27 protein-coding genes are annotated in these 25,334 nt (G+C 65.7%); 9 read left to right on the plus strand and 18 right to left on the minus strand.

Translation table 11 applies throughout. The annotated features are described in order from the left end of the window. Positions 1-23: 23 nt before the first annotated feature. The 4 genes from ACSQ89_RS15980 to ACSQ89_RS15995 form a co-directional block, all read right to left on the minus strand. Positions 24-593 carry a hypothetical protein gene (locus ACSQ89_RS15980; RefSeq protein ID WP_436290188.1) on the minus strand — a complete coding sequence of 190 codons (570 nt, stop codon included), beginning with the start codon at positions 591-593 and terminating at the stop codon, positions 24-26. Between the two features lie 499 nt (positions 594-1,092). Further along, positions 1,093-1,536: a hypothetical protein gene (locus tag ACSQ89_RS15985; RefSeq protein ID WP_436290187.1), complete on the minus strand. Its 444-nt coding sequence runs from the start codon at positions 1,534-1,536 to the stop codon at positions 1,093-1,095. A 106-nt stretch (positions 1,537-1,642) separates the two neighbouring features. After that, positions 1,643-2,560: a LysR family transcriptional regulator gene (locus ACSQ89_RS15990; protein ID WP_436290186.1), complete on the minus strand. Its 918-nt coding sequence runs from the start codon at positions 2,558-2,560 to the stop codon at positions 1,643-1,645. A gap of 58 nt (positions 2,561-2,618) precedes the next feature. Then, positions 2,619-2,765: a hypothetical protein gene (locus tag ACSQ89_RS15995; protein WP_436290185.1), complete on the minus strand. Its 147-nt coding sequence runs from the start codon at positions 2,763-2,765 to the stop codon at positions 2,619-2,621. On the opposite strand from ACSQ89_RS15995, the gene ACSQ89_RS16000 reads away from it, so the two are divergent. The 7 genes from ACSQ89_RS16000 to ACSQ89_RS16030 all read left to right on the plus strand — a co-directional run bounded on the left by ACSQ89_RS16000 (position 2,764) and on the right by ACSQ89_RS16030 (position 8,599). Beyond that, on the plus strand, positions 2,764-3,360 hold the full coding sequence (locus ACSQ89_RS16000; RefSeq protein WP_436290183.1) for a carboxymuconolactone decarboxylase family protein: 597 nt from the start codon (positions 2,764-2,766) through the stop codon (positions 3,358-3,360). The genes ACSQ89_RS15995 and ACSQ89_RS16000 overlap by 2 nt on opposite strands. Next, positions 3,357-4,058: a 3-oxoacid CoA-transferase subunit A gene (locus ACSQ89_RS16005; protein WP_436290182.1), complete on the plus strand. Its 702-nt coding sequence runs from the start codon at positions 3,357-3,359 to the stop codon at positions 4,056-4,058. Before ACSQ89_RS16000 ends, ACSQ89_RS16005 begins: the two co-directional genes overlap by 4 nt. 2 nt (positions 4,059-4,060) lie before the next feature. After that, a complete protein-coding gene (locus ACSQ89_RS16010) occupies positions 4,061-4,720 on the plus strand; it encodes a 3-oxoacid CoA-transferase subunit B (protein ID WP_436290181.1) in 660 nt (219 codons plus the stop codon). Between the two features lie 74 nt (positions 4,721-4,794). Continuing rightward, on the plus strand, positions 4,795-5,772 hold the full coding sequence (locus ACSQ89_RS16015) for a Bug family tripartite tricarboxylate transporter substrate binding protein (RefSeq protein ID WP_436290180.1): 978 nt from the start codon (positions 4,795-4,797) through the stop codon (positions 5,770-5,772). Positions 5,773-5,806: 34 nt separating this feature from the next. Beyond that, positions 5,807-7,210, plus strand: a complete 1,404-nt coding sequence (locus tag ACSQ89_RS16020; RefSeq protein WP_436296282.1) for an MmgE/PrpD family protein — start codon at positions 5,807-5,809, stop codon at positions 7,208-7,210. Between the two features lie 46 nt (positions 7,211-7,256). After that, positions 7,257-8,000 (plus strand): SDR family NAD(P)-dependent oxidoreductase, encoded by a 744-nt coding sequence (locus ACSQ89_RS16025; RefSeq protein WP_436290178.1) that lies wholly within the window; start codon positions 7,257-7,259, stop codon positions 7,998-8,000. 17 nt (positions 8,001-8,017) lie between these two features. After that, complete coding sequence (locus ACSQ89_RS16030; RefSeq protein WP_436290540.1) at positions 8,018-8,599, plus strand: DUF2889 domain-containing protein; 582 nt, start codon at positions 8,018-8,020, stop codon at positions 8,597-8,599. Between the two features lie 36 nt (positions 8,600-8,635). Here the strand turns inward: ACSQ89_RS16030 and ACSQ89_RS16035 are convergent, their stop codons facing one another. The 11 genes from ACSQ89_RS16035 to ACSQ89_RS16085 are packed head-to-tail and all read right to left on the minus strand — an operon-like array spanning position 8,636 to position 18,740. Next, positions 8,636-9,142, minus strand: coding sequence for a MaoC/PaaZ C-terminal domain-containing protein (locus ACSQ89_RS16035; protein WP_436290539.1), 507 nt, complete (start codon positions 9,140-9,142; stop codon positions 8,636-8,638). Continuing rightward, entirely contained in the window at positions 9,139-10,320 is a 1,182-nt protein-coding gene (locus tag ACSQ89_RS16040) for a thiolase C-terminal domain-containing protein (RefSeq protein WP_436290177.1), read from the minus strand. Before ACSQ89_RS16040 ends, ACSQ89_RS16035 begins: the two co-directional genes overlap by 4 nt. A gap of 15 nt (positions 10,321-10,335) precedes the next feature. Further along, positions 10,336-10,749: a Zn-ribbon domain-containing OB-fold protein gene (locus ACSQ89_RS16045; protein WP_436290176.1), complete on the minus strand. Its 414-nt coding sequence runs from the start codon at positions 10,747-10,749 to the stop codon at positions 10,336-10,338. A 16-nt stretch (positions 10,750-10,765) separates the two neighbouring features. Beyond that, on the minus strand, positions 10,766-11,422 hold the full coding sequence (locus tag ACSQ89_RS16050) for a 3-hydroxyacyl-CoA dehydrogenase family protein (RefSeq protein WP_436290175.1): 657 nt from the start codon (positions 11,420-11,422) through the stop codon (positions 10,766-10,768). A 4-nt stretch (positions 11,423-11,426) separates the two neighbouring features. Beyond that, positions 11,427-12,302 (minus strand): 3-hydroxyacyl-CoA dehydrogenase family protein, encoded by an 876-nt coding sequence (locus ACSQ89_RS16055; protein ID WP_436290174.1) that lies wholly within the window; start codon positions 12,300-12,302, stop codon positions 11,427-11,429. Between the two features lie 18 nt (positions 12,303-12,320). Next, on the minus strand, positions 12,321-13,487 hold the full coding sequence (locus ACSQ89_RS16060) for an acyl-CoA dehydrogenase family protein (protein ID WP_436290173.1): 1,167 nt from the start codon (positions 13,485-13,487) through the stop codon (positions 12,321-12,323). Between the two features lie 4 nt (positions 13,488-13,491). Then, positions 13,492-14,241, minus strand: coding sequence for an SDR family NAD(P)-dependent oxidoreductase (locus ACSQ89_RS16065; RefSeq protein ID WP_436290172.1), 750 nt, complete (start codon positions 14,239-14,241; stop codon positions 13,492-13,494). Then, positions 14,234-14,998 carry an enoyl-CoA hydratase/isomerase family protein gene (locus ACSQ89_RS16070; RefSeq protein WP_436290171.1) on the minus strand — a complete coding sequence of 255 codons (765 nt, stop codon included), beginning with the start codon at positions 14,996-14,998 and terminating at the stop codon, positions 14,234-14,236. Before ACSQ89_RS16070 ends, ACSQ89_RS16065 begins: the two co-directional genes overlap by 8 nt. Next, the gene (locus ACSQ89_RS16075) at positions 14,995-16,677 is read right to left on the minus strand and encodes a class I adenylate-forming enzyme family protein (RefSeq protein ID WP_436290170.1); all 1,683 of its coding nucleotides are present in this window, start codon (positions 16,675-16,677) and stop codon (positions 14,995-14,997) included. The genes ACSQ89_RS16070 and ACSQ89_RS16075 overlap by 4 nt, the downstream gene beginning before the upstream one ends. Before the next feature lie 26 nt (positions 16,678-16,703). Then, complete coding sequence (locus ACSQ89_RS16080; RefSeq protein WP_436290169.1) at positions 16,704-17,483, minus strand: enoyl-CoA hydratase-related protein; 780 nt, start codon at positions 17,481-17,483, stop codon at positions 16,704-16,706. Positions 17,484-17,495: 12 nt separating this feature from the next. Then, the gene (locus ACSQ89_RS16085) at positions 17,496-18,740 is read right to left on the minus strand and encodes a CaiB/BaiF CoA transferase family protein (RefSeq protein WP_436290168.1); all 1,245 of its coding nucleotides are present in this window, start codon (positions 18,738-18,740) and stop codon (positions 17,496-17,498) included. A gap of 161 nt (positions 18,741-18,901) precedes the next feature. Between ACSQ89_RS16085 and ACSQ89_RS16090 the strand changes: the two genes are divergently transcribed. Continuing rightward, a complete protein-coding gene (locus ACSQ89_RS16090; protein WP_436290167.1) occupies positions 18,902-20,626 on the plus strand; it encodes a sigma-54 interaction domain-containing protein in 1,725 nt (574 codons plus the stop codon). A 3-nt stretch (positions 20,627-20,629) separates the two neighbouring features. On the opposite strand, the gene ACSQ89_RS16095 is transcribed toward ACSQ89_RS16090, so the two are convergent. Continuing rightward, positions 20,630-21,874 (minus strand): CaiB/BaiF CoA transferase family protein, encoded by a 1,245-nt coding sequence (locus tag ACSQ89_RS16095; RefSeq protein ID WP_436296283.1) that lies wholly within the window; start codon positions 21,872-21,874, stop codon positions 20,630-20,632. Positions 21,875-21,967: 93 nt separating this feature from the next. On the opposite strand from ACSQ89_RS16095, the gene ACSQ89_RS16100 reads away from it, so the two are divergent. Further along, positions 21,968-22,957 carry an NADPH:quinone oxidoreductase family protein gene (locus ACSQ89_RS16100; RefSeq protein ID WP_436290165.1) on the plus strand — a complete coding sequence of 330 codons (990 nt, stop codon included), beginning with the start codon at positions 21,968-21,970 and terminating at the stop codon, positions 22,955-22,957. A gap of 36 nt (positions 22,958-22,993) precedes the next feature. Here the strand turns inward: ACSQ89_RS16100 and ACSQ89_RS16105 are convergent, their stop codons facing one another. Together ACSQ89_RS16105 and ACSQ89_RS16110 are read right to left on the minus strand one after the other, a co-directional pair. Further along, a complete protein-coding gene (locus tag ACSQ89_RS16105) occupies positions 22,994-24,151 on the minus strand; it encodes an MFS transporter (protein ID WP_436290538.1) in 1,158 nt (385 codons plus the stop codon). A gap of 36 nt (positions 24,152-24,187) precedes the next feature. Further along, positions 24,188-25,159 (minus strand): Bug family tripartite tricarboxylate transporter substrate binding protein, encoded by a 972-nt coding sequence (locus ACSQ89_RS16110; protein WP_436290164.1) that lies wholly within the window; start codon positions 25,157-25,159, stop codon positions 24,188-24,190. Positions 25,160-25,334: the final 175 nt, after the last annotated feature.

Genomic DNA, 25,334 nt, shown 5'->3' on the forward strand with positions numbered 1-25,334 from the left:
GACGGTGCGGGGTTCGCGTACGGTCACGGCCACGGCCTGAGGGAGTGGCGAAAGAATGCGTACATGATCTCTAGCGCATCTTTGGCGTCCTGCTCAAGGATGGTGGTCGGGTGCGTCCTTCTGCTGACGATGCGCGCCCCCAGGGTGTCCGGGTCGCCACCATCGCGACGATGGATGAATGGGTTGCGGAAGTCGCTCAGAATCTTGGCGCCGTCGAGCAGGTTGTCGGGAAAGAGGCGGGCTGCGCGCGCCTGTTCGATCGCATCTGTGATCTGCGGGCTGCGCTTTTTCTTTTGGCCGGGCTCGGGCTCGGGGACCGGCGGCAGCGCATCATTCAGCATGTGCTCCACGTACGCGAGCGCGAGCACCAGCGTCGCGATGTTGTTGCCGTGGATGTAGCTGGTGCGCGCTTCCTCCAGCACTCGCGACGTCTCCGTTCGTTCGAGGTAGACGCCGACGCGAACGTAGTGCTGCGATAGCCAGATGTGGCGCTCGGCGCGCTCGGGCCGGGTGACTGCGTCATTTCGCTCAAGGGAAGCGACAACTCGCTCCCGGAATTCCTCGTCGGTTTCTGAAGGGCTGATGTCGGTCATGCCGCGCATTGTGCGTGCGTCCGGGAGAGCCACTCGGGCTGGATACACTGCGCCCATGCCAGCCGACGACCTTACGTCTCCTAGTCGCATGCTGGACATAGCGTCCCAGTTCTATCGCGCCGCCAAGCAATGCGGCGCCGTCCACGGAGAGGGGATTGGCCTCCCTACCCGCAGGTTGTGAACTTTGCGTTTGCGGCGGAGCCTGCACTGAAAGGTTTGCAGGCAGTCCACCGTGTGGCCAGCGCAGCCTGGGCGTTCTTCGCGAGCGGCACGAGGTGCTGGGCGCGCCGGTTGCCCTGGCCTGCCCTTCCCTTCCCGTCGTACCGGAACGATCACCAGCAAGGGCCAGGCACTACACCATAGGGATCACTCGGACGGGCGGCGACAGCCATCATGTCTACGCTTCGCCGCTTCGGGGTATCGATGACCGGTCCCGCGTAACTTTCTCGCGTGATATCGAACCAAAATACCGTTAAGAATCTCGCATCGCCAACTATTCTTAAATACCGCGCGACCACGGCAGAAGGCTGGCAGCTGCCAGCGGGACGCCGAGACCTTCCGCCACGTCGCGGAAGGCACGACCAGCGCGATGCAGCGCCTGCGCCGCCTGCACACCATCCTGGCCGATATCGGCGAAGAGCACACCCGCCTCCTCGAAAACTTCGCGGATCGCCGCGACGTACAGCGCCGCCGCGTTGCCCTCGTCGAGCGCCGGCTCCCCTAGCGCAACCGGCAAGGCGGAAGGCGGCTGGTCGAGCATGCCAAGCAACTCCGCATCCGCGCGATCCAGCTTGCCACCAGGGAACACATAGGCGCCGCCCAGCACCTCCGACAGCCCATGGCGCTCGAGCAGAAAGACTTCGAGCCCTGCCGGTGCATCGCGCAGCATCAGGACGGTCGCGGAGGGAAAGGGAGACGCGGGACTGCCATCGCCGAGATTCATGAGAGAAATGGCAGCAAGAGCCACGCCACGATCTGTTCTCATGTCCATCTCCTCGGCCCGCCGCGTGCGCGGTATCGATCCTTGCGATCCAGCCGCTTGCCCTTCTCTAGCGGTGCGCCTTCCCGGCCGGCGACTTCGCCTGTTGCCGGATCGTGACCCTAGCGCTGGCGAGGAACTTCTCCAGGGCGAGCGGCACCATGCTTGGATTCCATGCCAGAAGCGCCGGCGCGCTAGCGGAGGTGCCAGCCAGGGGAATGAAACGGACACCGCCGATGTTCGTGCGCGACAGCGATTGCGGCACCAGCGCGATGCCGCAGCCATTGGCCACCATCGCCACCACCGTCATCCAGATGCGCGCCTGGTGCACGGTGCGGGGGTGGATGCCAGCCTGGCTGAAGATGCCGATCACATGGTCGTGGCTGGCCGGCGCGCTCTCGCGCGAGAACATCACGAAGGCTTCGTCCGCCATCTCGCCCAGGTCCACGCTGGCCTTCTCCGCCAGCCGGTGATGCTCCGGCAGGCAGGCCACGAAAACGTCGTTGCGCAGCGGTATCGAGGCCAGCGGTGCCGGCAGCACGGAGGCTTGGATGAACGCGGCATGGAGCTGTCGGCGCATCAGCTTCTCGATCTGCTCGGTGGTGTAGAGCTCGTACAGCACCACGTCGACGGCCGGCGCATCGCGCTTGAACCGGTCCAGGATGGCCGGGGTCTCGCGGTAGAGCATGGAGCCGGCGAAGCCAATGTCCAGCCGCCCATGCGCGCCGCCGTCGATCGCGCGCACCACGCTGCCGACCCGCGAGACGCGCTCGAGGATTTCCCTGGCCTCGACCAGGAACGCGGCACCCGCGGGAGTGAGTTGGACCATCTTGCTGTTGCGCAGCAGCAGTTGCACGCCCAACTCCTCCTCCAGCAAGCGGATGGCGGTACTGAGCGGAGGCTGCGAGATTGCCAGGCGGTCTGCAGCGCGTCGAAAGTGCAATTCTTCCGCGAGCACGCAGAAGTACCTCAAGAACTGGAGTTTCATGGCTCTTTCCGTGGTCGCATGGCCTCGGCGCAGGGTGGCCGACGATTCCAAAAAACTATCAATGATTCCCCAATAACAATTGGACGGCTATACATAGTTTTTGAAGAATAACGCCATCGCGACCGCCGAACACAGAAAACCTCGACAGGAATTCGCCGGTCTTTGGCGTCACTTTGCCCGCCCCTCCAAGGAGTTCCAGTTCCATGACCTTTCTCGCATCGCTGTCCGCCGACGCCGGCCCTCCTAGCATCTACACCCAGTATCCCGAGATCTACAAACCGTGGTCCACCATGAGCGAAGCCCTGATGAACGGGCCATCGCCGCTGAGCCAGGGCGAGCGAGAACTGATCCTTGCTTACGCTTGCGCGGTCGCCGGATGCGAACTCGTGCACATCGCCCATTCCGAGGTGGCCTATGCATGGGGCATCCCGCAAGGGGTGGTCGAGCAGTTGCTGGAGGATCCGGAGAAGGCGGCAGTGGACGCACGGCTCAAGGTGCTGCTGGGGTACGTACGAAAGCTGATGACCGACCCGAACGCGATAGGGCAAGCCGACGTGGACGCCGTGCTCGAGGCGGGCTGGAGCGAACATGCGTTGCATGACGCCGTCGCCGTGACCGCACGCGGCGCCTTCATGCATCGGTTGATCGCGGCATACGGTTTCAAGGCGATGTCTCGCGAAGCGGCCGCCAAAAAGGCGCAGAAGCGCAAGGCGCTCGGCTACGTCAATCTTTACCCCGGCTTCGCGGCGGGGCCGACTGAGCCGCAAGCGTCACCAACCTCCGCGAAGCAATCCAAATGATCAACAAAATCGCGGCCTCACCGATCGAGGCGCTCGCCGGTGTACAGGACGGCTCGACCGTGCTGATCAGCGGCTTCGGCACCGCGGGCATCCCGCACGAACTGATCGTCGGGCTGCTCGAGCAAGGCGCAAAGGACCTGACGATCGTCTGCAACAACGCCGGCAATGGCGAGTATGGTGTGGCCGCGCTGCTCAGGGCCGGCCGCGTGCGCAAGGTCGTCTGCAGCTTTCCGCGCCAGGTCGACAGCCATGTCTTCGACGGCTTGTACAGAAGCGGGAAGATCGAACTCGAGCTGGTGCCCCAGGGCAACTTGGCGGAGCGCATCCGCGCGGCGGGGGCCGGGCTCGGTGGGGTGTTCTGCCCCACGGGCTACGGCACGGAGCTTGCCAAAGGGAAAGAGACCCGCGAGATCCAGGGCCGGCACTACGTGCTCGAGTACCCCATCGTTGCTGATGTCGCGCTGGTCAAGGCCGAAGCCGGCGACCGCTGGGGAAACCTGGTCTACCGCAAGGCCGCTCGCAATTTCGGCCCCGTGATGGCAGCCGCGGCGAAGTTCACGGTGGCAAGCGTCTATGAGGTCCGGGAACTGGGCGAACTCGATCCCGAGGCCATCGTGACTCCGGGCATTCATGTGAAACGCCTGGTCCGGCTGCCACGCATGGCCACCCCCTCGGTTGGCACTAGAAAGATCGCCTGACGATGAGATACCAAGCACGCAGCAAGACGCAACTGGCAGCCCGCTTGGCTCTGGACATTCCCGAGGGCGCCTACGTCAACTTGGGCATTGGAATGCCGACCCTGGTTGCCAACCACATCCCCGCCGGGCGCGAGGTCATCCTGCAGAGCGAGAACGGCATCCTCGGCATGGGTCCCGCGCCAATTGAGGGCTTGGAGGACTACGACCTCGTCAATGCCGGCAAGCAGCCCATCACGCTGTTGCCCGGCGGGGCGTTCTTTCACCAGGCAGACTCATTCGCGATGATGCGTGGCGGTCATTTGGACATCGCCGTGCTCGGCGCCTTCCAGGTCTCGGCCACGGGTGATCTCGCCAACTGGAGCACCGGTGACCCCCAGGCCATCCCGTCCGTGGGCGGCGCCATGGACCTGGCCATCGGGGCGAAGGCCGCATGGCTGATGATGGATCTGCTGAACAAGAACAATGTCAGCAAGGTCGTTGAGCGCTGCACCTATCCACTGACCGGCGTGAGCTGCATCAAGCGCATCTACACCGACCTCGCCACCCTGGAGTGTTCGCCGCAGGGCCTGCGTCTTATCGACACCGTCGAAGGCTTGTCGCACATGGAACTGGAACGGCTGGTCGGACTTCCCATCACTGAAGCAGGCGCCATGACGCGGTGACTCCCTTCTGTATGCCAATGGCGGCCTGCCGCCAGGCAGTTCGAGCGCCATTAAACGATTACATGGAGACTGAGATGAAGACTGGTACAACCCTCGCTCGACTGGCCCTGGCACTGATAGCCGGAGTCTGTATCGGCACATCGGCGATCGCGCAGGCCTTTCCCAGTAAGCCGATCCGGATCATCGCGTCGACCCCGCCGGGAGGCACCATCGACTTAGTTGCTCGCCTGCTCGCGCAGCACCTGCCTGCGGCGTTGGGACAGCCGGCCGTCGTCGAAAACAAGCCGGGTGCCGCTGGCAACATCGCCGCGGAGTTCGTCGCCAAGGCACCGGCGGACGGTCACATGCTGTTGGTGACCGCATCGAGCCATGCCACAAACATCAACCTGTATTCCAAGCTTGCCTACCACCCTGTCAAGGATTTCTCGCCAGTCTCCCAGCTAACGAGCAACTCGTTCGTAGTCGCGGTGCCGGCTGGGTCGCCGGCCAACACCCTGGGCGAGTTCCTGGCGCTCGCCAAGTCGAAAAAGACGGACCTGAGCTATGGCTCCGCGGGTTCGGGTCAGGGCAACCATCTCGGCATGGAGTTGCTCAAGACCATGGCGGGATTCGACGCCGTGCATGTGCCGTACAACGGCACCGGCCCCGTGACATTGGCGTTGCTGGCCGGGCAAATCGATGTGGCGATCCAGTCGCCGCCCGGTGTGCTTCCCCAGATGAAGACAGGTCGCCTCAAGATCCTGGCGACCACCGGCAAGAAGAGATCCCCGTTGATACCTGATGTACCTACGGTGGCCGAGGCAGGCGTTCCAGGCTACGAGCTGCTTGGTTGGATCGGCCTGTTGGCGCCAGCCGGCACGCCCAAGGAGGTAGTCGACAAATTGCAGCGCGAGGCGAAGAAGATCCTCGGTCGCCCTGAAGTCGTCAGCCAGCTGCATGGGGTCTCTTCGGATGTCGTCGGCTCGACGCCGCAGGAGTTCTCCGCATTCTTGGAAACCGAGATTGCAACCTGGGCGCAGGTCATCAAGAAATCCGGCGCGCGCGCCGAGTAGCAAGCAGCCCTTATCCGCCAAGGAATTGACAGGCATGACCGACGAACCTTCTTCCATACCACCGGTAGCGCAGCAGCTCGCCGAATGGGCACTGGCACTGCAACTGCGCGATGTCGACGCCGCCGTGCTCGAGCGGGTGAAGCTGCATATCCTGGATCAGTTCGGCGCCGAGGTCAGCTGCTGCGACCTGCCGGCGCCGCGCATTGCGCAGGCCTATGTGACCCAGTTCGGCCGCAGCGGCCCGGCATCGATTCTCGGCAGCGGGTTGCAGGCCGATGCGGAAGGCGCCGCCTTCGTCAACGGCACGGCCGGCAGCAGCTTCGAGATCGATGACTATGGCGGCAACGGCGCCTATGCCCATCCGGGCTGCGTCGTCGTTCCCGCCGGCCTGGCCGTGGCCGAGACGCTGGGCGCCAGTGGCGCCAGCCTGCTGCGAGCCGCGACCGTGGGCTTCGAGACCATCATCCGCCTGGCCCTGGCCACCATGCCCTCGATGTTGCTCGAACGAGGATTCCACCAGACAGGTGCGCATGGTGTGTTCGGCGTTGCGCTGGTCACGGCCATGCTGGAGCAATACGACCTCGAGACCACTGTCAATGCCCTGGGCATCGCGGGAAGCCACGCGTCGGGCACAACGGAGTACTCGCAAAGCGGCGGCGAGGTGAAGCGCGCCCATGCCGGAATCGGCGCCGCGGGTGGCATCCGTTCCGCGCGACTTGCCCGCCTGGGCCTCAGCGGGCCGCCGACGATCTTCGAAGGCAGGCGCGGCTTTCTGCAGGCATTTTGCAACGCGCACGACGCGCGCTTCCTGCACGAACAGCTGGGATCGCACTGGCATTTTCCCGAGCGCGCAGCGCTCAAGCCCCATGCGTCCTGCGCGCTGATCCACCATCATTTCGCGGCGTACGACAAGCTTCGGGCGACGCAGGCGATTGCGCCCGACGACATCGAGGAGGTGGTGCTCGGCTGCGAGCCGCTGACCCTGGTCCACACCGGCGCCACCGGCCCGAGGCCCATGGACATCGTCGGCGCCCAGTTCAGCGCCGAGTACGGCATCGCCATGCGCATCGTCAACGGTCGCAACGATGTCGGCGCCTATCTGGACGCCGAGGCTGACAACTTCCAGAACCCGGCTGCGGCCGCCATTGCCGCTCGCGTACGCCTGGAAGTCGACCCGGAATGCGCCACGCAGATTCCCAAGGGGAAGGTCACGCTGCACATGCGCGATGGCAAGATCCTGTCCGCCACGGCCTATGCGCTCGGCTCGCCGTTCAACCCCTTGAGCCGGTGCGACATCGAGCAGAAATACCTGGACCTCGTCGGACGCAGCTTCGGTGACGAGACCGCCAGAACTTCTCTTGGCTTGCTCATGAATCTCGAGGAGGTGGAGGACGTCCGGCAGATCACCCGCCTGTTCGCGCGACCCGGACGGTCATGACGGCGCACATTACGTTAACGAGGGACCTGAAATGTTGAACGACAAAGTGATCCTCATCACCGGCGCGGCTGGGGGGATCGGGCGCGCGACGGCCTTGGCCGCCGCCCGCGAGGGTGCGCGCGTGGCAGTGGCGGACCTCAACTTCGAGGGCACCCAGGAGACCGCATCGTTGATCGCAGGGGCCGGTGGCACGGCGGTGGCGCTGCGCGCAGACATCAGCGTATCGAGCGACGTCGATGCCATGGTCGGCGCAGCAGTCGAGCGCTTAGGCCGGCTCGACGGCGCATTCAACAACGCCGCGGTTGCCCAATGGCAGTGTGGTGCAGCCTCCAAGAAGATCGGAGAGATCAGCGAAGAGGCATTCGCCCGGATCATGCAGATCAACGTCACCGGCACATGGTTGTGCATGCGGGCCGAACTCGAGCACATGCGCCAGCGCGGCGGTGGCGCGATAGTGAACGCCTCATCCGTCTCCGGCCTGGTCGGCCGCGCCGGCTCGGGTGCCTACAGTGCAAGCAAGCATGCCATCAACGGCCTGACCAAGACCGCAGCCGTCGAATACGCCGCCTCGGGCATTCGCGTGAACGCCGTGTGCCCCGGCTTCATCGATACGGTGTTCGTCAAGTCGTCATTGGCGACGCGGGGCGATGCCTTGCTCGCATCTGTTCCGATGGGCCGCTTGGGGCAGCCCGAGGAGGTGGCCGAGCTGGTCGTGTGGCTGCTGTCGGACCGCGCCCGCTACGTCACCGGGAGCCTGCAGGGCGTAGACGGCGGCTTCATGGCGGCGTGAAAACCGGGAGTCCATCCATGCCTTTACCTCCACCCACCTCGCGCCGTGACATCCACCGGCGCGTCATCGACATGCAGGCGTACGCCCGGCAGGACGGGCTCTACGACATCGAAGCCCATCTGATCGACACCAAACCCTTTCTGTTCGAAAGCCTTGGCCGACCGCTGCCCGTGCCGCCTGGTCAGGCCTTGCACGATCTGTGGGTGCGACTCACGGTCGATGGCGACTTCGTTGTGCGGGACATCTGCGCGGCCTCCGACGTCACGCCCTATGGGGTCTGCAAGGAAGCCGAGACAACCTTGCGCGCTTTGATCGGAGAACGTATCGCCCGAGGCTGGTCGGCAACGGTCAAGCAGCGTCTGCGCGGCGCCGCCAGCTGCACGCACCTGATGGAGGTGCTGATCCCGCTCGCCACAACCGCAATGCAGGGCATTCGCGGTCTGCGGCCTGCCGCCGCGCGCAAGCACAGCGGCGACGGACCGCCGCCCCAGCTCGACAGCTGCTATGCATACGGTCGCAGCCGCGAGATGGTGATGCGGTTCTGGCCAGAGTACTACGTCGCGCCTGACCAGCCGTCCGATACTGACGACTCGGCCTGAAGCAGAGACAAGCGCCAAACCGGGTCAACTGCTTGATCAGGCCCTGGGCCGGCGCTTGTACATGAGCGTGGCCTTCATCTCCTGGACCACCGAGCCGTCCTGCTTCACGCATCGCCGCAGGAACGTGATCACGCCTCGGTCGGGCTTGCTGGTTTCCTTCTTCTCCACCACCGTCTGCGCCACTCGGATCGTGTCGCCATGCTTGACCGGGCCCAGCATGCGCCACTCGTCAATCCCCAACAGGCCGATCAGCGTGCCGTCGTTGATGCCGCTGGCGTACTGCAGCCCGCCCATGATCCCGTAGACCAGCGGGCCGTGCGCGACCGGCTCGCCGAAGGGCGTGGTCCTGCAGTACTCGAAATTGGTGTGGACCTCGTTGAAGTCGCCCGTCAGGCAGGCGAAGTTGACGATGTCGGTCGAGGTGATCGTGCGCGCTGGGGTGACGACCTCCTGGCCCACCTCGAAGTCTTCGAAGTAGCGGCCGCGCGGCTCGGCATTGATGTTCATGATGACTCCTTGTGTGTTGGATGGATCGGCTCTCAGCCCTTGTCATTGGCCAGGATGAGCGTGCAGTGCGAAGACAGGACGCCGCCCTCGTTGTGCACCAGCGCCACCTCGGCGCCCTGCACCTGGCGCTCGCCCAGGCCGCCGCGCAGCTGACGCACGGCCTCGACGATGCCGAACAGGCCGCCCGCGGCGCCGGCATGGGCATGCGAGAGCATGCCGCCGTGGGTGTTGACCGGCAGCTTGCCCCCGATCCGCGCGTGACCCTCGGCGAAGAAGGCGCCGCCCTCCCCCGGCTTGCAGAAGCCCAGTTCCTCCAGCTCGATGATGGGGACGATGGTGAAGCAGTCGTAGAGCTCCGCCACGTCGATGTCCTGCGGGCCCAGGCCCGCCATCTGGTAGGCGGTGCGGCCCGATTCGGTGGCGCCGAACTCGGTCAGGCTGGGCGCGCACATCAGGTGTTCGTGCGTGTGGTATTCGCCGATGCCCTGCAGATAGACGGGCTTGGCCTTGAGGTCGCGCGCACGCTCGGCCGAAGTGACGATGAAGGCGCCGCCGGCATCGGAAATCAGGCAGCAGTCCAGCATGCCCAAAGGATCGGCAATCGGCTTGGCGTCCAGCACTTCCTGCAGCGCCAGCGGCTTCATCTTCATGTGCGCGTTGGGGTGCAGCAGCGCGTGGGCACGGGTGTTGACCGCAACGTGCGCCATCTGTTCGCGCGTCGTGCCGTGCACGTGCATGTGGCGCTGGGCGATCATGGCGTAGTAGCCCGGGATCGAACCGCCGTACGGTTGCTCGAAGTACGGATGCCCCACCGCAAGCAGTGCCGAAAGCGCGGCGTCGCGCGTGAGGCCGGTAGCGCGGTTCTCTCCGGCGCACACCAGGACGGTCTCGGCCTGGCCGGAGGCGATCGCTTCGGCCGCATGCTTGAGCATCACCACCGGGCTGGCACCGCCGGAGACCACCGATGCATTGAAGCGCGGCTTCACGCCCAGGTATTCGCACAGCACCGAGCCGAGCATGAAGTACGGTTCGGTGAAGGAATAGGCTGTGAGCACGCCATCGATGTCCGACACTTTCAGGCCAGACTCCTCCAGTGCGCGTTTCGCGGCCTGGGCGTTGAGGCCCAGGCCCGACATGTGAGGAACCTTGCCGATGTCGGATTCACCAACGCCGACGATGGCGATCTTGTTCTTCAGGGATGCGGGCGTCTTCATTGTCTCGTTCCTCCCTCAGGCTGTCACAGGCGTGAACTGCGGCACCATGGCGCCGTCGCCGCGGTCCTCGAAGGTCACCTGGACACGGTCCCCGATCTTTACCGCGAGCGCGTCCGCGCCCACGATGTTGGCCATCATGCGCGGCCCCTCGTCGAGGTCGATGAGTGCAACCGTATACGGAACCAGCGGCGCGAACGCGGGGTCGGAGGCGCGGCGGATGACGGTGAAGCTGTGCACGCTGCCAGTCCCCTTGGCATCCACCCATTCCAGCTGGTCGGACCAGCAGACGGGGCACAGGTAGCGGGGCATGAAGTGAAGCTCGCCGCAGGCCTTGCACTTGCGGATGACAAGCCGCCGTTCGCGAGCGGCGTCCCAATAGGGCTTCGAATCGGCGTTGGCGACCGGCTTGGGGAGTGTGGCTTGGTCCATCGATGTTCCGTTCGAATCAGGCTCGGCCTTCGTGCGCCTTGGCCACCTGGGCACGGCGCGCCGGCGCATAGGGTTCCTGACCCAGGGCCTGGTACAAGGCCTGGGTCACGTCGTGGTGTTCAGCGAGGCCGGTACGCTCCAGCAGCGAGATCGGGCCTTCCGGGTAGCCCAGGCCCAGGCACAGGGTCTTGTCCATGTCCTCGGCGCTTGCGAGCTTCTCGTCCAGGCGGCGCAGCGCGGCATTGAGGTACGGCCGGACCAGCCGGTCGATGATGCGGCCCGGGAAATCGCCGCACACGGCCACTTTCAGGCCGGCAGCCTCGAAGGCGGCCTTGGCCGCGGTGATGGCGGAGTCGCGAGTCTGCGGCTGGCGCACCAGTTCCACGAGCGGCGTGGGATCGGCGCAGCCGAGGCGGAAGCGGGCAAAGCCCACCACATTGGACCCTTCGTGGCCTTTCTGCTCGCCGGTATGCACGCCGAGGCATTCCTGGCCCAGTTCGATGGCGACGAAGGGACAGGCGCCCAGCTCGCCGGCGGCGGCGAAGGCGCCGCCGGCACCCTGGCCGATGAAGACGCGCGATGCACCCTGGGCATCGGCCTGCTCAAGGAAGGCGTGCGTCGCAGGGAAGGAGCGGCTGTCGCCCGACGGGACGACGCGGTATGTATTGGTCATGGCATCAGGCTCCGTACATCTTGCTGTCTGCATAGCGGTGGAAGCCGCGGCCGCTCTTTTTTCCGAGCCAGCCGGCGGCGATCATGCGTTTCACCAGCGGCGGGCAGGCGGCGCGCGGTTCGTTGGTAACGCCGTGCATGGCTTCGCACAGCAGCTTCTGCGTGTCCATGCCGATCAGGTCCAGCAGTTCCATCGGACCCATCGCATAGCCCATGCCCGTCTTGATAGCGAGGTCGATGTCGGCGGCCTCGGCCACCCCCTGCTCCACCAGGCGGATCGCATCGTTGTTGAAGGGGATCAGGAAATAGTTGAGGACGAAGCCGGGGGTGTCCTGGGTCTTCACCGGCTTCTGGCCCATGGTTTCGCAGGCTGCCCAGGCGCGGGCGAAGGTCTCCTCGCTGGTGGTTAGGCCGGGCGACATCTCCACCAACTTCATCAGCTGCGCCGGCAGGCAGAAGTGCATGCCGACGAAGCGGTCTGGCCGGCCCGAGCCGCCGGCAATCTCGGTGATGCTGATGGTGGAGGTGTTGCTCGCGAAGATGGCTTGCGGCCCGCAGATCTTGTCCAGCTTGCCGAAAAGTTCGTGCTTGACCGGCAGGCTCTCGAACACGGCCTCGATCACCAGGTCACAGTCGGCGAAGTCTTCCAGGCTGGTCGTACCGCTCCACTGGCCCATGATCTCGGGCAGCTTCTCGGCGGCCAGCTTGCCGCGCTCCACGCTCTTGCGCAGGAAGCCTTCCGTCTGGCCGCGGGCGCGGTCCAGTGCGTCCTGCTTCAGGTCGAACACGCGGGTGCGGAAACCCGCGCGCGCGCACACGATGGCAATGCCGGCGCCCATGGTGCCCGCGCCGGCGATACCGATGGTCTTGATCTCGCTCATGATTTCTCCTTGAATGGCTCAGCGCTGCAGGAAGCTGCGGCCGATCAGTTGGCGGTGGACCTGGTTGGTCCCCTCCCAGATCTGGGTGATCTTGGCGTCGCGCATGAGGCGCTCGACGCGGAAGTCCTTGCAGTAGCCGTAGCCGCCGAGCAACTGCACGGCATCGGTGGTGACGCGCATGGCGAGGTCGCTCGCGCGCATCTTCAAGAGCGAAGCCTCGATGCCAAAATCCTTCTCCCCGGCGTCGACCCAGCGGGCCACCTGCCAGAGCCAGCTCTCCACCAGCGCCATCTCCGATGCCAGATCGGCCAGCATGAACTGGATGCCCTGGAACTCCAGGATCTTGCGGCCGGACTGCTTGCGCTCGTTGATGTACGCGGTGGCATCCTCGAAGGCGCCGCGGGCGATGCCCAGCGCATGCGCCGCCACGCTGGGGCGCGACTTGTTAAGCGAGGCGAACAGGATCTTCAGGCCATCGCCTGGGTTGCCGATCAGGTTGGCACGCGGAACGCGACAGTTGTCGAAGGCCAGTGTCGCCGTGCTGGAAGCGCGCGTGCCCATCTTGTCTTCCAGCCGCACGACGGACAGGCCCGGCGTGCCCTTCTCCAGGATCAGCACCGAGATGCTTTCCTTGGCGCCTGCAATGCCTTCCCATTTGCCGAACAGCAGGTAGAGGTCGGCGACGTCACCGTTGGTGATGAAAGTCTTGCCGCCGTTGACGACGATCTCATCACCCTCCTCCCGGAACGTGGTGCGCATGCCGGTGGCGTCCGACCCGGCGCCCGGCTCGGTGATGGCGAGCGCTCCCAGGCCGCCCTCCGCGATCCGAGGCAGCAGCCGCTGCTTCTGCTCTTCGGTGCCCCAGTCGATCAGCGGCTTCATGCCGTGGTAGTTGGTGGCCCAGATGATCCCGGTGGCCGCGCAGGCCTTGCTGATCTCCCGTACGCAGGTCAGGTAGGCGGTGTACGACATCTGGGCGCCGCCATAAGCCTCGGGGATGAACATGGCGTTCAACCCCAGCTCCTTGATGGCCTTCACATGTTCCCAGGGGAATTCGGCACTGCGGTCGTAGTGCTCGGCGCGAGGGGCGATCTGGTCGCGTGCCAGGGCCCGGACGCTGTCCAGCAGCATGCCTTCCTCGTCGTTGAGGGCGACGCGGGAATCCAGTCGTTCGAGAATGTTCATGGCTTCAGTGAGCGACGGCTTGGCCGCCGTCGACGTAGATGGTTTCGCCGGTAAGGAACGATCCGGCAGGTGTAAACATCGATGCCACGAGCGCGCCGACGTCGGCAGCGGAGCCTGGCCTGCGGCCCGGAATGCGCTTGTCGAGGTATGCACGCAACGGCCCGCCTTCGGTCATCGAATCGGCGTTCAGGTCGGTAACGATGTAGCCAGGGGCGACGTCCATCACCCGGATACCCTTGCCGGCCCACTCCACCGCCAGGCAGCGCGTGATGGCGCCAACCGCGGCCTTGCTCGCGCAATACGCGAGGTTGCGCTTCACGCCCAACTTGTCGAAGAAGGAACCGATGTTGACTATCATCCCGCCGCCTGCGGCGACCAAGTGCGGGTAGGCAGCCTGGCAGGCGGTCATGACCGAGGTCGCATTGGTGTCCATCACCTGGTGCCACTGCTCCAGCGACATCTCGGCTGAAGAGGCGTCGATGTGCACGCCTGCGTTGTTCACCAACCCCTTGATGATCCAGCCTTCGTCCGCCAGCTTGCGCAGGGCCGCGGCGAACGCCACCGGGTCGGTCACGTCGGCCTTGGCAGGAATCCAATGTTCGATGACCTCGGCAGCCGCGCCGGCGCTGGCAGGCAGCGCGCCTGAGCGCGAGAGGCAGGCCACATGCCTGCCCTGCTGTGCCAGCGCCAGTGCGATGGCGGCCCCGATTCCCCGGCTGGCGCCGGTGACGACAATGCATTCACGTTCACTCATCGCGGAACTCCGGCTTGCGTTTCTCGACAAAGGCCTGCATCCCTTCCTCGGCGTCGCGGGTGCGGTACGCCAGGGTGGAGAGGTCCGCTTCGACGCGCAGCCCTTCGTGCAGCGATACGTCCATCGCACGCTGCACCGCTTCACGGGCGAACTGCAAGGCACGCAGGCCGTGGCCGGTGAACTCGCGGGCATAGGCCTTAGCAGCGGCGAGGCCGGGCGCCTGCACGATGCGATTCACCAGGCCGATGGCCAGAGCCTCTTCGGCATCAACGGTTCGGCCGGTCATCACCATTTCCAGCGCTCGGCCCTGCCCCACCAGCCGCGGCAGGCGCTGCGTTCCACCGTAGCCGGGGATCAGGCCCAACTTCACTTCGGGCAGGCCGAACTTAGCGTTGGGCAAGGCGATACGCAGGGTGCAGGCCAGTGCCAGTTCGCAACCGCCGCCGAATGCAAAGCCGTTGACCAGCGCGATCGACGGGATCGGGAGACGATCGAGCAGCGCGAACACGCCCTGGCCGAGTTCCGCGCCTTCACGCTGCGCTGCCAGCCCGCGCTGCTGCAGTTCCTTGATGTCGGCGCCAGCGCAGAACGCCTTTTCTCCTTCGCCGGTAATGATCAACGCACGCGCTCTAGAGGCCTTGAGCTGGTCGAGGTACTCCCCCATCTCTTCCAGCAACTCGAAGTTGAGCGCATTGAGGGATGTCGAACGCCGTATCGTGAGGACGGCGAACTCTTCGTCATGGCTGAGTTCGATCATGGCGCGGTGGCCGGCGCCTTGTAGCGCACGGGTTCGGGTTGCAGGCGGCCGCTCGAAACCCATTGCATCAACTCGCGCTTGAGGATCTTGCCGCTCGCGGTCAGGGGAAACTCCTGCACGACGATGAAGAACTCGGGCATGTCGAACTTGGAAAGCCCTTCGCGCGCCAAGTGCTCCAGGATCTCATCGGCTCCCGGCGGCGTGTCCTGAGCGATGACGGCCAGACACACCTTCTCGCCCAGCCGCTCGTCGGCCACGCCGAAGGCGGCGGCCTTCTTCACGCCCGGATGCCGATGGGCATATTCCTCGATGTGCGCCGGATGGATGTTGTGGCCGCCGCGGATGATCAGGTCCTTCTTGCGGCCCACGATCTCGAGATTCCCGTTCTCGTCGAAGCGACCCAGATCGCCGCTGAGAAACCAGCCGCTGCTGTTGAACGAGGATTCCGTCGCCGTCTGGTTGTTGAAGTAGCCCAGCATCAGCAGGCCACCGCGGCCGGCGATCTCGCCGACTTCGCCGGGCAGCGCCTCCATGTCCGGGTTGTCGGGTTGCCACAGCCGAACCTCGTAACCGGCGCACGACTTGCCGCACGTGCTGGTGATCACGTCCATGGGATCTGCCGGCTTCGTGTACTGGTGCGAGCCGCATTCGGTCATGCCATAGACGTTCTGGGGCTTCGCGCCAAGCGACATCAGCCGCCGCGCGGTTTCGGTGGGGATCGGCGCGCCCGCCATGTAGAAAACCTTGACCGCCCCGAGCTGCTTGGCGCCGCGCTTGCTCAGCTCATGGAGCAGGTCCATGGCGTGCGTGGGTACGCCCATGACATAGGTCGCGCCGGTTTCCTCGATCCAATCGAGCGGTGCAACGCCCGCGGACGGATCATGCATGACGAGCTCGCAGCCAGCGACCAGCACCTGTTCCAGCGCGACGGTGCCGATGTGATGGCTCATCGGACTCAAGGTCAGCAGCACGGTCTTCTCGTTCATGGACCAGTCCGCCACCATGGCGCGCCCGTTGGCCAGCAAGGTGTTGTCGCTATGCATCACGCCTTTGGGAGCGCCCGTAGTGCCGCTGGTGAAGGCGAGATACACGATCTGGTCGGGATGCGTGCTGGGCGCCAGCCCAGCCAAGCGCGGAGTCTGCGCAGGCATCGGCATTGGGTTCGACGCGGCCGGCATCTGCGCATCGGTCGCGCGCAAGGGCGGCAGCGCATAGACACGCTTCATATGCCCGAGCTCTTGCGCACGCGCGAAGATGTCGGCAGTGGCTGCGTCCGCACCCCAGCCGGGCTGCGCGAACAACGCTCGGCATTCGATGCGTGACAGCAGCGTCACGATTTCTGCCGCGGTGTAGTTCTGGTGCAGCGACGGATTGCAGACGTAGCCGTTGCGTGAGCAGGCCAGCAGGATGACAACGTTCTCCAACCGGTTCGGCAGCCAGATCGACACCCGGTCGCCACGGCGCAAGCCGGCGGCGTGGAGGTCCGCGGCCACGGCGTCCACCCAGGCAGCCAGTGCGCTCCAGGTCAAACGCCTCGTGCCGTCGCGCAGTGCGTAGGCGCTGCCGCGTTCCGTCGCATGCCGGCGGGTCAGCGAATAGAGCGTGTCGGTTTGCCAGATGCCCGAGAGATAGTTCTCGCGCGCTCGGGCCGGGTCATGCAAGGTCAACAGGTGAGACATGGTGGTCCCTTCTCATGCTGGTTCGCTCAGTGGCCGAACTTGTCGCTGTCGGGCGCGCGGCGCTCGGCGAAGGAGGCCGCCAGTTCCTCGTGCTCCTTGGTGTCGAGATAGCCGCGCAGCAGCAGATCGTGGGCCATGCGCGACAGCCCCGACACGCCACCGTGGCGAGCGTTGAACGATGCCTTGATGGACGCCAGCGCGAAGGCGCCTCGGTCCGCGATCTCCAGGGCGATCTTGCGGGTGAAGTCCTGCAGTTCGGCGTCGGGCACCACGTGGTTCACCAAGCCCCAGTCGAGCGCCTCGCGCGCGCTGAGCTTGGGATTGCGGTACCACATCTCCTTGGCGCGCTTCTTCCCAATCAGGTCTTCGAGATACCAGGTGCCGTAGCCGCCGTCGAAGCTGCCCATCATCGGCCCGACCTGGCGGAACACGGCGCTTTCCTTTGCGATCGTCATGTCGCAGACCACGTGCAACACGTTGCCGCCGCCCACTGCGAAGCCGTTGACCGAGGCGATCACCGGCTTCTGCAGCTTGTCGATGGCCTCGTACATCTCCAGCGTGGGCAGCACGCCGGCGTACATCAGCGTGTCCTCCATGCCTTCCTTGCGGCCGCCGATGCAGAAGAACTTGTCGCCGGCGCCGGTGATGACAGTCACGCGGGTCCGGGTCTCGCGCCTGATCTCGTTGATGCAGTCACGAATCTCGTGGCACATCTTCGGCGTGAACATGTTGCCGTCGTGCGGCCGGTTGAGCGTGATCGTGCCGACGGGGCCGTCTTCGGCGTAGGTGATTTCTTCGAACTGCATGGTGTGGTCCTCTCAGATGATCTGTTGGGTGCGGAGTTGGTCGATGTGGGCGGCATCGCAATCGAGCCACGTGCCAAGGATCTGCTCGGTGTGCGACCCCAGCTTGGGGGGCGGAGCGCCCGTGCCTTCCGTGAGGCCGTCGAAGCGGATACCCAGGCCCACCTGGGGGATGTCGCCGTCATGGCCCTGGGTGCGATAGATGAAGCCGGACTCGTGAAGCGCCGGGTCCCGCGCCACTTCGTCCACCTGCTGGATCGGCCCGGCCGGCACGCGGGCCCGGCCCAGCAGTCCCAGCCAGTGCGCGCGCGGCTTGGTGCGCAGCAGCTCGCCGATCATCTTCACGATGTCGTCGCGCTTCGCACGGCGCTCGGCGTTGCTGGCAAACGCGGGATCGGCGGCGACTTCAGGCTGGCCCACGGCCTCCCAGAAGCGCTTCCATATCGCGTCGTTGCCCAGCCCCAGCGTCATCGGACTGTCGGCGGTCTCGAAGACCTGGTAGATCGCAATGACGCTGTCGCGCCCGCCTGCGCGGCGCGCCAGTTCGCCGGAGCCCAAATACGGCATCAGCTTGGGTGCCATAAAGCGCGACATGCTCTCAACCATGGAGATGTCGATGTCGCAGCCCTTGCCCTCGCGCTCGCGTCGCAGCAGCGCGGCCAGCACTGCCATTGCCGCGTCGCTGCCAGCCAGCAGGTCGGCCGCGGGCGTGCCCACCTTCTGCGGGCCGTTCTCGGGCTCGCCGGTCAGGTCCATCACGCTGGAATAGCCCTCGGCGATCAGGTCGTAGCACGGCAGATCGGCACGGCTGCCCTGCAGGCCGAAGCCGCTGATGGACGCGTGGACGAGGCGCGGGTTCAGTGGCCGCAGCGACATGGCGTCCAGGCCCAGCTTGCGCTGCGCGCGCGCCACCAGGTTCAGCAGGATGACGTCGCATTGCGCCACCAGCTTCCTCAGGATGTCCTGGCCTTGCGGCGCAGCGATATCGAGCGTGAGGCTCTGCTTGCCACGGTTGACGCTCATGAACCAGAGCGACTCGCCATGCAGGAAGGGTGGGCCCCATGCGCGCGCGTCGTCGCCGGTCTTGGGCTTTTCAACCTTCACGACGGTGGCACCCATGTCGGCCAGCAGCTGGCCAGCATAGGGGCCCGCGACCGAGGTGGTGAGGTCGAGCACCTTCACGCCTGCGAGCAGGTCGAGCGCGGGGGCAGACCGCGGCGGAAGGCCATTCAGTGGAAGTTGGGTTGCGGGCGTGGACATTGCATTGCTTTGTGCAAGCGGTGTGCCACATCGCCCGTCCCCCGGGAAACCGCAAAAACAAAGGGCTCCAGCGTCCTTCGCCACGGCGCTGACCCATTTCCAACTGGCTTGGTGTCTTTACCGACGACAGGCCCGTATTCAACAGAAGTATCATGCCCGCAATGGAGACACAAGACACAAGCGGGGAAACCGCGTCCCTGAATGACCTGCGCGGCGTTCTTGTACTCGGACCCGACGGAAAACAGCTGGCAGCCAACGGCATCGCGCTGCAGCCGGAACTGGCGCGCAGCATCGAGACCGCATGGCAGGACGCGCGCCGCCGCCAGCGCCGTCTGTTCACCATCGATGGACCCGATAACCAGCCGATCGTCGTGGTCGTGCTTCCATCTCCTGACGCAACCGTGCTCGTCGCCATGGAGCGCGACAGTCGCGACGCCTTGTTTGAATTCGTCGGCGCGGTCGACTTCGCCGGCGACATCCTCGCCCACTTCCTGACCAATCCCTTCGAAGCGCTATCGGTGGTCGACCGCGACGCGATCGTGCGCTACATGAGCCCCGTCCACGAGCGCTTCTTCGGCCTGCGGCCCGGCGGTGGCGTGGGTCGCCACACAACAGAAGTCATCGAGAACTCGCGGCTGCATGAGGTGGTCAAGAGCGGCAAGGCGGAGATCGGCCTGCTGCATGAGATGCGTGGCATCACGCGCGTCGTCTCGCGCAACCCAATCCGCAACAGTCGCGGCGAGCTGGTCGGCGCCATCGGGCAGATCATGTTCAAAGGCCCGGAGCAATTGCAGACGTTATCCAACGAGGTCTCCAAGCTCAAATCCGAGGTGGCCTACTACCGGCGCGAGCTTGACGACCTGCGCAACCGCAGTTACGGCCTGGACCAGATGGTCGGCGAGAGCCTGGCGATGCAGCGGCTCAAGCAACAGATCGTGAAGGTGGCACCGCTGGATGTCCCCGTGCTTCTCACCGGCGAAAGCGGTACCGGCAAGGAGCTGGCGGCCCATGCCATCCACAAGCTGAGTCCGCGGCGCGACGACACGATGGTGATGGTCAATGCAGCCGCCCTGCCCGCCACGTTGGTGGAAAGCGAGCTCTTCGGCTACGAGGCCGGCTCCTTCACCGGCGCCGAGCGCAAGGGGCGCAAGGGCAAGATCGAGCAGGCCGACCGCGGCAGCCTGTTCTTCGACGAGGTTGGCGACATGCCGGCTGAGGTGCAGGTGAAGCTGCTGCGCGTATTGCAGGACGGCACCTTCCAGCGGGTGGGCGGAAACGAGCTGCGCCGGTCCAACTTTCGCTTGATCAGTGCCAGCAACCGCAACTTCGAAGCCATGATCGCCGAGGGCAGCTTCCGCCTGGACCTTTTCTACCGCATCGGCGGCGTCGCGATCCGCCTGCCAGCGCTGCGCGAGCGCTTGGAAGACATTCCGCTGCTCGTCGATCTGGCGCTGAAGCAGTTCGCTGAGCGCCATGGGCAGCGCGCGAAGAAGCTCTCAGCGGACGCGATCTCCTTCCTGCAGGGCCAGCGCTGGCCCGGCAACGTGCGCCAGCTAATACACACGGTGGAGCGCGCGGCGATCTTCAGCGATTCGGACGTGATCGAGCCGAGCGACTTCGGCACCATCGACCTGGAGCCGGGCGAAGCGCTGCCTACGCCCCTCGCCGGACCCACCGACAGCGCACCCGTCGCCGTCGGGGCCGGGCCGCAAGAGCACACGCGCGTTAGCAGCGCGGTCGAGCAAGTCGAGGAGCAGATGATCCGCCAAGCGATGGCGAAGTTCAACGGCAACAAGAAGAGGGTCGCCGTCGAGCTGGGAATCTCTCGCTCTTATCTGTACAAGCGGCTCGCGCAGATGGGCTTCGGCGCCGAATCCGAGGCCTGATCGTTACCGCGCCAGCGAAGCGGGGGTCGCTTCCCCGAGCGCCGGCGCCGTGCTGTGGACGTTGTGCCGCAGCGCCGGCGCGATCGGCAGCGGCAATGATGGAATTTGCCGCCCGTCGCCGCTCGTGATGCGCGCCTGGAACAGCCCGCGCTCGCGAAAATGCGGCGTTTCGACCGCCTCCTGCAGCGACTTCACCACCGACACGCAGGCATCGACACCAGCGAAGCGCTGCAGCCATTCGTCCGCGGTGCGGCTGACGATGATGCCGGCAACAGTCTCGCGTATGCCCTTGGGATCTGCCCCGTCGTCCAGCAGATGCGGCGCTTCCAGCACGCGCAGGAAGTTTTCCCAGAACTTCTGCTCCAGCGGCGCAGCCGCAAGGTAACGGCCATCCCGCGTGCGGTAGACCTGGTAGCGCGGCGTGCCGCCCGTGACGAGGTCGCCGCCCGGCGTGGGCCATTCGCCCGCAGCGAAGCCGTTGCCCAGACCCCAGTACACCAGCGGGAACAGGTTGTCCGCCATTGCGACATCGATGAAACAGCCGAGCCCTGTGGCATCGCGTGCGCGCAGGGCGAGCAGAATGTTCATGATGGCTGGATAGGCCCCGCCCACCAGATCGGCCGCGAGCACATTGGGCAGCCCAGGTGAGCCATCGGCGCCGGCGGTGAGGGCCATCAGGCCGGTTTCCGCCTGGTAATTGAGGTCGTGGGCGGCCATATCGGCCAGCGGCCCATGCTGCCCCCAACCGGTGATGGCGCAATAGACCAGTCCGGGATTGATCGCGCGCATGGCTTCGTAGCCTAGCCCGAGACGTTCCATCACGCCGGGACGGAACTGTTCGACCAGCACGTCGGCCCGCCGTACCAGTTCGATTGCTTGCTGCACTGCGGCCGGCTCCTTCAAGTCCAGCGCCACCGAGCGCTTGCCCTGATTCAGAAGCGCGAAGTTCACGCTGTCGTCGCCGAACTTCGGCTGGTAGGAACGCATTTCGTCGCCACGACCAGGCCGCTCGACCTTGATGACTTCTGCACCCGCTTGTGCCAGCAACAGACTGCACATGGGACCCGGCAGGAGGGTGCTGAAGTCGATCACCGTAACGCCGGCCAGAGGCGCACGCTGCGCCGAAGAGTTTTGCGAGTTCATGCCCCGGTGTTGCAAGCCATGTGCCATCGCGCTCCTCATGTTCTCACGGCGCGGGCACGCCGGTGTGTGTGTGACGAGTACAGGAAGTGTCATGCGTACACACAAGCAAGCAGAGACGCCTCGACGGACCGGACGCGCGGACGACGGCACAGGCCTTGCACCTGTAAGCGCATCCACCCACTCGCAGGAGCCCGCATCATGCTTGCCGTCCAGGTTCGACAACCAGGCCCAGTTGAAACACATGCGGTCGAGGAAGTGCCCGACCTCGCGGCCGCTCCCGGCCAGGTCCTTGTCGACGTCAAGGCTGCCGCGGTCAACTACCCCGACCTGCTCGTGATGACCGGCCGCTACCAGACGATCCCGCCGCTGCCTTTCACGCCGGGCAAGGACGCCGCCGGCATCGTGCGCGCGGTCGGTTTGGACGTGAAACGGGTGAAGCCCGGCGATCGCGTGCTGCTCCACGTCGAGTACGGGACCTTCGCGACCCAGGCCCTGGCTCGCGAGGACCAGTGCCTGCCGCTGCCAACGGACATGGGGTTCGTCGATGCCGTCGCGCTCGGTCTCGCCGCGCAGACCGCGTGGTTCGCGCTGCTCGAGCGCGGCGCCTTCGAGCCCGGCGACAGGGTGCTGGTGACCGGCGCCAGCGGCGCGGTGGGCCAGGCTGCGGTGCAGATCGCCAGCGCGCTCGGCGGCACCGTGCTCGCCGCCGCCAGCAACCTGGAGCGGGCGCGTGCTGTCCTGGGCGAAACACTGTGCAGTCTGGTCGACCTCTCCGCGCCCGACCTGCGCAACAGCCTGCGCGAGCAGGTGCATGCCGCTACCGGCGGCCATGGTGTGGATGTGGTGATCGAGACATTGGGCGGCGAGGCCTTCGACGCCGCGCTGCGGGCCGTGGCTTGGTGCGGTCGCATCGTGACAGTGGGCTTCGCCTCCGGGCGCATTCCGGAGATCAAGGCGGGCCACCTCCTGGTGAAGAACATCTCCGCACTGGGACTGCAATGGACCGACTACCGCGACCGCCAGCCGCAACGCGTCGAGCGCGCCCATGCGGCGCTCGCGGCGCTGTGGCAGCGTGGCGCACTGCGGCCGCGCCTGATCACGACACTGCCGCTGCGGGAATTCGCAGAGGCATTCCGCCGCATCGACGCACGCCAGTCAAGAGGTCGGCTGGTTCTCACGATGGACTGAAGCGCGGGGAGCGGTGCTTCGGTCACCGTCTCTCACTCAGTGCTCCGCGGCATCCTCCCCGAGCTCGCGTAGCCCCGTGCCCAGGTGGCTGCCGACGCCGACGATCGTCCCCATGGCCCAGAACACGCCGCTGGCGCCCAGCACGCCGCCCACCGCGCCGAATAGCATGGGCATGCCGACGCTCGACAGGTTGATCAGGATCAATCGCACGGCGAGCGCCTCGCCATGACGGTGCTTCGGCGTGATCTGGTGCAGCATGCTCATGACCATCGGCTGCACGAGACCGAGGGCCATGCCGATCACGATGGAGCACAGGCCCATGGTTGCCGCCGATCGCGTGAAGGGGTAGAGCAGGAACATGAGCCCCGCCACGGCGGTGGCGCCAGTGATCAACGCCCATTCGCGCAGCTGGCGGGCGAAGACTGGAATCATCAGGCGCACGATGGCCGCGGCGATGGCGAATGCGCCGAGGATGCTGCCGATCACCGAGGCCGACAGGCCTCGCTCGTGGCCCAGCAACGGCACCATGAAGCCATGCAGGTCCCAGGATGAGTTCATGAACCAGTTCATGAGCATCAGGCGCCGCAGGCCCCGATCGCGCAGCAGGTCCCAGGCGGGCGACTTCTGCGCGCCGGGCGTGGCTTCGATGGGCGCTTCATGGACGCAGTGCAGCAGCGCCCAAGCCAGCAGGGGCATGGCAGCCAGCATCGCAAACGCCGCGCGGTAGCCGCCATGGTCGATCATCAGGCCGGCCGCGAATGGCCCCAGGAAGTTCGAGGCGGCCGGCGCAATGGCCACCCAGGAGAAGACTTCACGCAGTTCGCTGGCGCCTGCCGCCATGCGGCCCACGTGCCGCTGCAGTGCGATGGTCGCCGCGCCGGCGGCGCCGCCGCACAGCAGCGCAGTCAGGCACAGGACGGGATACACAGGCCAGGTCGCGGCGAGGCTCACACCCACCACGGTGGCGATCACGGCCAGTCCCATCGGCTTCTTGAAGCCGCGACGGTCGGCGAACCGCCCCGCCGGCAGCGAGAGAAAGATCTGGGTGACCGCGAACAGGGCGACGAGCACGCCCGCCGCGGCCTCGCCGAAGCCGTGGCCCAACGCGAACAGCGGCGCGGCCATGCGCATGCCCGTCATCGCGGCATGCAGGCAGATGTGCGAGGCGATGACCGGCGCGAGCGCCGCGCGCAGGTGCCGGGCGCTGCGGGTGGAGGACACCTTGGCCGCTTACTGCTTCTGGATGCCCAGTTCGTTGATCACCTTTTGCATCTGCACGGCGTCACGCTTGAGGAACTCGTTGTATTCGTCGGGCGACATGATCATCGGCTCCGAGCCGTCATCCCGCATACGATGCCTCAACTCCTTGCTGTTCAGCGCGAAGTGCAACGCGTCCGACAGCTTGGCCAGCACATCCTTTGGCGTGCTCGCGGGGGCCATCAGGCCGAGCCACAGGTAATAGCTGTAGCCGGGCACGCCCTGCTCCGCGATGGTCGGGACGTCCGGCAGCCCAGGCAAGCGCTTGGTCGAGCTCACCGCCAGGGCCTTGAGTTGGCCCGCCTTCACCTTGCCCGCGCCACTCCCATAGGCCTCGAAGATCATGGTCACGCGGCCGGCGATCACGTCTGCCATGGCGGCGCCGTTGCCCTTGTACGGCACATGCATCACCTTGAGGCCGGCCTGCTGCAGGAACAGCGCGGCGCCCAGATGCGTCGTCGTCCCTACCCCGGCGGACGCGTAGGTCAACTGGTCTGGCGTCGCTTTGGCGCGCGCCATGAAATCCGCAAGCGTCTTGTCCGGCTGACTCGTGCCCTCGACCACCAGCACGGGCGAGCGAACCATCGGTCCGACACCCGTGAAATCCTTGACCAGGTCGTAGCCAGGATCCAGCTTCACGGCTGGCTGAATAGCCACGGTGCCTGCCGTGCCGAGCAACGTGTAGCCGTCGGCTGGCTGGGTCTTCACGTAGCGGATGCCCAGCAGGCCATCGGCGCCGGCCTTGTTGTCGATGACCACCGACTGGCCCAGCTTCTCGCCCATCTTCTGGGCCACCAGGCGGGTCGTGATGTCGGTCAGGCCGCCCGGCGCCGTGTTCACGACGATGCGGATGGGACGCGACGGAAAGGCATCAGCCGCCGCGGCGGCCGTTGCGGCGAACGCCATGCTCAACGCGAGCAGCGTATGTGTGATTCGGGGCTTCACTTTGGCGGTCTCCGGTGGAACGATGGCGATCACAGGCGTATGAGGGCGGACTCGATGTAGTCGCATATCTCCGCCGATGAAATCATCGAAGCATGGACAGCAAGTCGAATGCCATGCCCGCATCGCCCGAATCCCGTGCCATGCGCCCTGTCACATGCGTCCGATGAGGCCAGCA

Source organism: Variovorax sp. LjRoot175, from assembly GCF_964253805.1.
Classification (GTDB): domain Bacteria; phylum Pseudomonadota; class Gammaproteobacteria; order Burkholderiales; family Burkholderiaceae_C; genus Variovorax.